Annotated in this window: 1 protein-coding gene and 3 rRNA genes; all 4 read right to left on the bottom strand. The window is 35.1% G+C overall.

Annotated elements, in window-relative coordinates; translation table 11 throughout:
- Positions 1-96, bottom strand: a 16S ribosomal RNA gene (locus JET18_RS21840); the annotation flags it as partial.
- Between the two features lie 1,500 nt (positions 97-1,596).
- Complete coding sequence (locus JET18_RS21835) at positions 1,597-1,902, bottom strand: hypothetical protein (RefSeq protein ID WP_202094734.1); 306 nt, start codon at positions 1,900-1,902, stop codon at positions 1,597-1,599.
- Between the two features lie 797 nt (positions 1,903-2,699).
- Positions 2,700-2,807 (bottom strand): 5S ribosomal RNA (gene rrf / locus JET18_RS21830).
- Between the two features lie 200 nt (positions 2,808-3,007).
- A 23S ribosomal RNA gene (locus JET18_RS21825) occupies positions 3,008-3,114 on the bottom strand; the annotation flags it as partial.

The raw sequence follows: 3,114 nt of genomic DNA, 5'->3' as shown, positions 1-3,114 counted from the left end.
CGCTCTCAGTCTCCCGAAGGAAACCTACCGCTCGGCTTGCATGTGTTAGGCCTCCCGCTAGCGTTCATCCTGAGCCAGGATCAAACTCTCCATTGTATGTTTTTCCTGACCCGCTCAAAGTGTTTTACGCTTTAGTTTTTTTCTTACTTGGTTGTTATATTGTATGTCAATGATCTTTTTTCTTTCCGCAATATATAAGGAATCTTTTCTGTCGTTTCGTTCCTTATTTGCGGTTGCAAAAGTAAGTATTTATTTTTTAATGACAAAATGTTTTACAGGAAAATTTAAAGTTTTTTAACTAACCCTAAATCCTTTCAAAACCTTTATCTTTATTAACTTCTGCTCCCCGTTTAACCGGACTGCAAAGATACAAACTTTTTTAACTCTCACAACTTTTATTTCTAAAAATTTTAAAAGCTTTTTCCCTCTATCTTAAAGTTAATCCTAAATAATTATGCTTACCTAAAAGCTCTTCTGCGCTACCGAATATCTTTCGTTTTTCAGTGGGGCAAAGATAACAACTTATTCAAACGCAAAACAAACTTATTTAACATAAAATTTACATACAAGACGCATTGGGGATAAGTAGCTCCGTAAGATACTATTTTTGAATACGTTAATAGAAAACCGGACTTATCCACAATGACTGATTGTAAATATTGATAATGGAAAGGATCCTTAAAATACTCAAGAATATGCTTTAGATTTGGAATAAAGCCAGGAAAAAAGGCTTCAAAGTTGGGATAATCTGAGGAAAATATGGGAATCTAAGTTTGGCTAAAGCCTTTCTATTCTGATTCTGTTGTAAGCGGGCTGAAGCCCGCTCCTGGTGAATAAGAAAACAAGCAAAATCAATTTTAGGGATTGTCACTGGATATTTATTGATAGATAGTATAACCGCAAAGGCAGACAAAGAATATTTCCAGAATGGGAAGTTAAGATAAACAAAGACGTAAACTTTAGCAAGAAAATACAAAGATAGAAATTCCATCTTTCTGAATATTTGGAAGCTGATCAATTAATAGAATAGGTGGACTTATTTTTATTAATAATCAACTTATGGTAAAATAGCGTTACTAGAGTGGAAGAATGATTTTCCCACAGATCCCGCAGATAGCACCGAACTTTATGTTTTAATACCTCTCGCTGATCTGGAGGATTGAGCAAATTCTTTTTATGATGGCTTGAAAATGTTATAGAAAAAATATTGGAGTCTAGGTTTTGGCTGAAGCCTTTCCTATTCTGATTCTGTTGTAAGCGGGCTAAAGCCCGCTGCTAATGAATAAGGAAAACAGTCAAAATCATCTTTAGGAATTGCCACTGGATATTATTGATGGCTAATATAACCGCAAAGGCAGACAAAGAATATTTCCAGAATGGAAGTTAAGGTAAACAAAGGCGTAAACTTTAGCAAGGAAATACGAAGGTAGAAGTTCCATCTTTCTGAATATTGGGAAGCTGATCAATTAATAGAATAAGTGAACTAATTTCTATTAATAATCAACTTATGATGAAGCATCGTTACTAAGTGGAAGAATGAATTTCCCACGGATCCCGCAGATAGCATATGTCTTAGAATACACCGAGCTTTATGTTTTAATACCTCTCGCTGATCTGGCGGATTGAGCAAATTCTTTTTATGATGGCTTGAAAATGATATGGGAAAAATATGTAGTCTAGGTTTTTGGCTAAAGCCTCCTGTTCTGATTCTGTTCTAAGCGGGCTAAAGCCCGCTCCTGGTGAATAAGGAAAACAAGCAAAATCATCTTTAGGAATTGCCACTGGATATTTATTGATGGATAGTATAACCACAAAGGCAGACAAAGAATATTTCCAGGATGAGAAGTTAAGATAAACAAAGACGTAAACTTTAGCAAGGAAATATGAAGGTAGAAGTTCCATCTTTCTGAATATTTGGAAGGTGATCAATTAATAGAATAAGTGAACTAATTTCTATTAATAATCAACTTATGGTAGAATAACGTTACTAAGTGGAAGAATGAATTTCCCACAGATCCCACGGATAGCACCGAGCCTTATGTTTTAATACCTCTCGCTGATCAAGCAGATTGAGTAGATTTTTATTTTACAGATATGGAAAAATGTTGTTAAAAATCCTGGAATCTAGGTTTTGGCTGAAGCCTTTTCTATTATGATTCTGTTGTAAGCGGGCTAAAGCCCGCTCCTATTGAATATATTGGCTATCAATTAAATGTTTCTAAAAGTTTAAAACAAAAAAAATCCTGTACGTATTGTACAGGATTTTTGTATTCTTTATTCTGATTAATTAGATATGAATAATCAATATAGCAACAGGCCGCCCTTACAGGGCTGATAAATCCAAAACATAATATCAATATCTATTAACAGGGTGCTCCTACGGAGCTTATCAGCTTATGGCTTATGGCTTATGGCTTATGGCTTATGGCTTATGGCTTATGGCTTATGGCTTATGGCAAATTTAAAGATAAGTGATCAATGATGATTGATAAGTGATCTGTGATGCTGGATAGCAGCAGCAGTTACAAGGTTCTGCCCCCGCATTACTCATTACCAATTACTAATTACTGATCTATTATGCTTGATAATTGGTGATTCATAACTTATCATTGATCATTTATATTGGTATGGTTTGGATATCTGGTATAGGTATATAACAAAAAAGTCTCATACAAAACTGTATGAGACTTTTTAATAAAAACTGGCGGCGGCCTACTCTCCCGCTTTCGCAGTACCATCGGCGCTGGTGGGCTTAACTTCTGTGTTCGGAATGGGAACAGGTGAGCCCCACCGCTAAAACCACCCTAAAGAAGGTATATATTGTAGAATGTCGGGTGTATCTTGTACAATGTATTTTACATTATACTTTGTACAGCCTACATTTTACAAGTTTTAATTCGATAAAAACTTTCACAAAGACAAAACCTTGACTGCGCATAAAAGGCTTGTTATTATTATTAAATCATTCAATGATTAAATAATTTAAATTAATTATATAGCAACCAATAGGCTATAAATCTACGGGTAATTAGTACTACTCGGCTATGCTGTTACCAGCTTTACACCTGTAGCCTATCAACGTCGTCATCTCCAACGACCCTTAAAAGATGTCTC

Source organism: Chryseobacterium endalhagicum, assembly GCF_016745235.1.
GTDB classification, from domain to species: Bacteria; Bacteroidota; Bacteroidia; order Flavobacteriales; family Weeksellaceae; genus Chryseobacterium; species Chryseobacterium endalhagicum.
Note: the sequence above shows the minus strand (reverse complement) of the source record. Positions and strands in the feature narration are given on the sequence as shown.